3 protein-coding genes are annotated in these 4,913 nt (G+C 69.4%); all 3 read left to right on the top strand.

Features of this window, described 5'->3' with window-relative positions; genetic code table 11:
- Positions 1 to 1,096 (top strand): PD-(D/E)XK nuclease family protein (locus tag QZY06_RS02020; protein WP_295679515.1); only part of this gene is annotated, 1,096 nt, incomplete at its 5' end.
- Positions 1,093 to 4,500 carry an exodeoxyribonuclease V subunit beta gene (locus tag QZY06_RS02025; RefSeq protein ID WP_295679517.1) on the top strand — a complete coding sequence of 1,136 codons (3,408 nt, stop codon included), beginning with the start codon at positions 1,093 to 1,095 and terminating at the stop codon, positions 4,498 to 4,500. The genes QZY06_RS02020 and QZY06_RS02025, both read left to right, overlap by 4 nt.
- A gap of 76 nt (positions 4,501 to 4,576) precedes the next feature.
- The coding region (locus tag QZY06_RS02030; protein ID WP_295679520.1) for a hypothetical protein at positions 4,577 to 4,913 on the top strand (337 nt) is incomplete at its 3' end.

Raw genomic sequence — 4,913 nt, forward strand, 5'->3', positions numbered from 1 at the left:
CGAGCTGGGCCTGGAAGGCTGGCCGGTACGGCAGGCCCTGGGCCTGAGCCGGCTGCGCGGCCTGCTCGAAGCCGCGCCGACGGTGATCGCCAGCTATGCCGCCGACGAGGACGGCGACACGCCGCAGCCCTCGCCCTGGCTGGAAGCGCTGGCCGCGCAGGCGCAGGCCGCCGGCCATGACGCGCTGCACGACAGTGCACTCGCCGCTCGCGCCGGGCTGGCCGCGACCCGGATCGCGCCGCGCATCGCCATCGATCTGCAGCCGCAGACCATGCCCGCACCGATGGCCTCGGCGGCGCTGCTGCCGGCCCGCCTGAGTGCCGGCAGCCACCAGCAGCTGATCGAATGTCCCTACCGCTGGCATGCGGCGAAGAACCTGCGCCTCGACGCCGGCCAGGACCCGGACGCCGAGCCGGATCGCAGTGACTACGGCGATCGCGTGCATCGCATCCTGTGCGCCTTCCACGAGCACCGCGACGCCAGCTTGCCGCCGCCGTATGCCGGCCCAGCCGAAGCCGAGCCGATCGCCAGCCATCTCGAAACACTGGCTTACGCCGTGTTCGCGCCCGATCTCGCAAGTCGGCCGATGGCCGCGGTCTGGCAGCGCGAATTCGCCAGGGTCCGGCCCTGGCTGGCCACGCAACTGGCCGAACGCAGCGATGCGCGCGTGCAGGTCGAAGTCGAGCTGCCCCGCGAGCGCGCCGGCTGGACGCTGGCCGGCCTGGTCGATCGCATCGAGCACCGCGCGGACGGTGCCACCGTCGTCGACTACAAGACCGGCAGCCGGGTGCCCGATGCCAAGGCCATGGTTTCCGGCGAAGCGGTGCAACTGCCGCATTACGCGCTGGCGGTCGAAGATCCGGCGGCGATCGAATACTGGAAGCTCGGCGGCGATCTGGCCGCGCACAAGCGCATCGTCAGCGTGCCGATTGATGCGCTGACACCGCTGTTGTCGGCCATCGAAACCCGACTGCAATCGCTGCGCAGCCGGCTCGAGGCCGGCCACGCGCTGCCGGCGAACGGCGCGGCTGCGGTCTGCGAGTATTGCGATCACAGCGGCCTGTGCCGGCGTGGCAGCTGGGTGGCCGCGTCGTGAACCTCGCGCTTGATCCCGCTCGCTCGGTCAGCGTCGTTGCCTCGGCCGGCAGCGGCAAGACCTGGCAGCTGGTGTCGCGGGTCGTGCGCCTGCTGCTGGCCGGCACCGATCCCGGCGGCATCCTCGCGCTGACCTTCACCCGCAAGGCCGCGGCCGAGATGCGCGAGCGGGTCGAAAGCCGACTGCGCGAGCTGGCGTTCGCCAGCGACGAGGCGCTCGATCGCGAGCTGGTCAAGATCGACCTGCAGCCGGACGACACGCTGCGAGCGCTGGCGCGCAGCCAGTACGAGCGCCTGCTGCAGGCCCCGTTCGGCCTGCGTGCGCTGACCCTGCACGCGTTCTGCCAGGACCTGCTGACCCGCTTCGCGATCGAAGCCGGCATTCCGCCCGGATACACGCTGCTGGAAGACGAGCGCGAACTGCTGGCCGAAGCCTGGACCACGCTGCTGGCCGCGCTGCATCGCCAGCCGGACAGCGTGGAAGCCCGCGCCTTCAGGCAGCTGATCGACGACGGCGCCAGCGAACACCAGCTGCGCGGCTGGCTCGATGGCTTCATCCAGCAGCGCAGCGACTGGCGCGCGCTGGTGCAGGACTGGCCGGCCGACGAGCAGATCGCCAACTACTCGGCAATGCTCGCCGACGAACTCGGCGTCGATCCGGACGATGCAACACCTCCGGAAGCGGCGCTGATGACGCCGGAATTCGTCGAGCAACTGAACCGTGCGTATGACCTGCTGATCGATTTCGGCGGACTCGGCCATCTGAAGGCCGAGGTACCGGCGACGGCACTGGCCGCCACCGATGCTCTTGCTCGCCTGGCGGCCGCGCAGAAATTCCTGACCGATGGCGAACGCCGCAAGCTGAAGATCAAGGCCAAAGTCAGCCAGGCCGAATTTTTCCGCTTCATGGCGGTGTACGAGACGATCTGCACCACGCTCGAAGCCATCAGCGCCGCGCGCACCGTACGCCGCAACTGGCAGCGTGGTGTCGCCGCGGCGACGCTCGGCATCCGCCTGCTGGCCGCGCGTGACGAAGCGCTGCGCGCGCGCAATGCGCTCGGCTTCGACGATCTCGAATGGCAGGCCTGGAAGCTGCTGCGCGGGCCGGACCGCGACTGGGTGCAGTACAAGCTCGATCGCCGCATCGATCACCTGCTGCTCGATGAATTCCAGGACACCAGCCCGACCCAGTGGTCGCTGCTGCTGACCATTCTCGACAACATGGCCGACGACCGGGAACGGCCGCGCAGCGCCTTCGTGGTCGGCGATCCCAAGCAGAGCATCTACGGTTTCCGGCGCGCCAATCCCGAACTGCTGCAGCGAGCCGGCGAGCATCTGCGCGATCGTCTGGCCGGTACCGAGGAGACGCTGAACAAGTCGCGCCGCAGCGCACCGGCGGTGATCGCTTTCGTCAATGCGCTGTTCACCGGCGAGGACGCGACGGCGATCGGCTTCGAGCCACACGCCACCTGGCGCAGCGACGACTGGGGCGCGGTGGAAGTGCTACCGAGAGTCGTGCCCGAGGTAGAAGCGCTGGCCGCCGCTGCGGCCGACAAGCTCGACCGCAAGCAACTGGTCGTCGGCAGCTTGCGCGATCCGCTGACGGAAGCGCTTGCGGACGAGGAGCAGAGCCTCGCCGCCCGCGAAGGCGCTCAGGTCGCGGCGCGCATCCGCGCGTTGATCGATGCCCGGCTGCCGGTCGCTGTCGATGGCCAGCCGGCGCGTGCGCTCGGCTATGCCGATGTGATGATCCTGGCCCGCGAGCGCACCCATCTGCGCGCCATCGAACAGGCGTTGGCCGAAGCGCGGATTCCATTCGTAGGATCAGCGCGCGGCGGTCTGCTCGACACCGTGCTGGCGCGCGATCTGATGGCCCTGCTGCGCCTGCTCGACAGCCCGCAGCGCGATCTCGATCTGGCCCAGGTGCTGCGCTCGCCGATGTTCTCAGCCAGCGACGATGATCTGGTGCAACTGGCCCTGGCTCGCGACGACGGCCGCGATTGGTGGAGCCGCCTGCAGGCGCTAGCCAGCCGCGACGCCGGGCACGATGCCCTGGGCGAACCGCTGGCTCGCGCAGCCACGGCCATCGCGGCCTGGCTGGCGGCGGCCAGCCGCCTGCCCGCTCACGACCTGCTCGATCGCATCGACGGCGAGCTGGACCTGGCATCGCGCTACGAAGCGGTGATGCCCGCGGACCGGCGCATCCGGGTCAATCTGGGCGCGCTGATGCAGCAGGTGCTGAACATCGACCAGGGCCGCTATCCGACGCTCGGCCGTCTGAACCAGGCGCTGGCCCGGCTCGCCGCTGCCGGCAAGGACGCGCCCGACGAAGCGCCGCCAGCCACCGCCGACGCCGTGCGGGTGATGACAGTGCACGCCTCGAAAGGCCTGGAAGCGCCCGCCGTGTTCGTGGTCAATACCGCACCGACACCGAGCAGCCGCGATGCCGGCTGGCTGGTCGACTGGCCATCGGACGCCGACCGGCCCAGCGCTTTCGTGTTGATCGGCGCCAAGCCCGAGCGCGACGCCCGCAGCGAAGAACTGATCGAAGCGCGTCGCGAAAAACAGGATCGCGAAGTGCTGAACCTGCTGTATGTCGCCACTACCCGCGCCCGCCAGTACCTGTTCGTGTCGGCGTTCGCGCAGAAGCAGGAAGACCGGCTGCGCCGCTGGCACCAGCACGCCGTCGACGCGATGAACCTGCTGGTCGCCGAGCACGGCTCGCAGCCGCTGGCCGATGCGCCGAAAGGCACGCTCGGCATCCGCCTCGGCCATTTTCCGGTGATCCCGGCAGCGGCCGTGGCCGCCACGGCGGCAGCGCCTGCCGAATCGCCGCGGCTGCGTGAACGCTTGCCCGCGTTGCTGCGCAGTAGCGCGACACCGTCCGGCGACAGCGCGGCACGCGATCCCGATGCCGTGCTGCGCGGCCGGGCGATCCATTGGCTGATCGAGCAGCTGGTGCGTGGTCTCGCACTGCGTGCAGACGGTCTGGTCGCCCAGCTGGAAGCCCAATTCGGCGAAATCGTCGACCCGAGCCTCACAGACGGCTGGCTCGCCGAAGCGCGCGCCGTGCTGGCCAACCCAGCGCTGGCGATGCTGTTCGATCCGGCACGGCTCGTGCGGGCCTGGAATGAAGTGCCGGTCCAGTGGCAGGCCGATGACGGCACGCCGCGCAGCGGCATCATCGATCGCCTGATCGACGACGGCACGCAGCTGTGGATCATCGATTACAAGACCGCGCCGCGGCCGGATGCCGTCAGCCTCGCGCAGCAGCATCGCAGCCAGATGGATGCCTATGTCGATGCCATCGGCAAGGTGTTTCCGGGCCGCGCGATCCGCGCCGGACTGGTGCTGACGGCCACTGCGAGCTGGCTGCCGATGTCACCGGAACGGATTGCCGACTGAACCGCCGCAGGCTTTACGCTGTCCCTCGTGTTGCTGTCTCGACACCCATCGATCCACTTTTGTCGGCTTTCCAATGATGCTTCGCGCCAGCCTCGCCCTTGCCGCCGCCGTTCCGCTGTTGCTGCTGAGCGGCTGCGCCTCGTCCTCCCGCTTCATCGAAACCGCGACGGTGGAGCTCGGCCATGCGCCGGGCGCGCGGGTTTCCGAACTCGGCGAGGACGGTTATCTGCAGGTGCAGGTGTCGAGCAACATCGGCGTCGACGCCGAGCGTCTGAAGTTCTACGGCAGCGATGCGCCGAAGCTGATCGTGGTCACCGCCAAGCTGCAGCCGCTCGCCGGCCCCGGCCGTGACACGGTGGCGCCGGAAGTGCCGCTGCTCAGCTATGACGTCGACAAAGCCAGCAGCGAAGACC

It is taken from the genome of uncultured Nevskia sp. (assembly GCF_903885465.1).
Taxonomy (GTDB): domain Bacteria; phylum Pseudomonadota; class Gammaproteobacteria; order Nevskiales; family Nevskiaceae; genus Nevskia.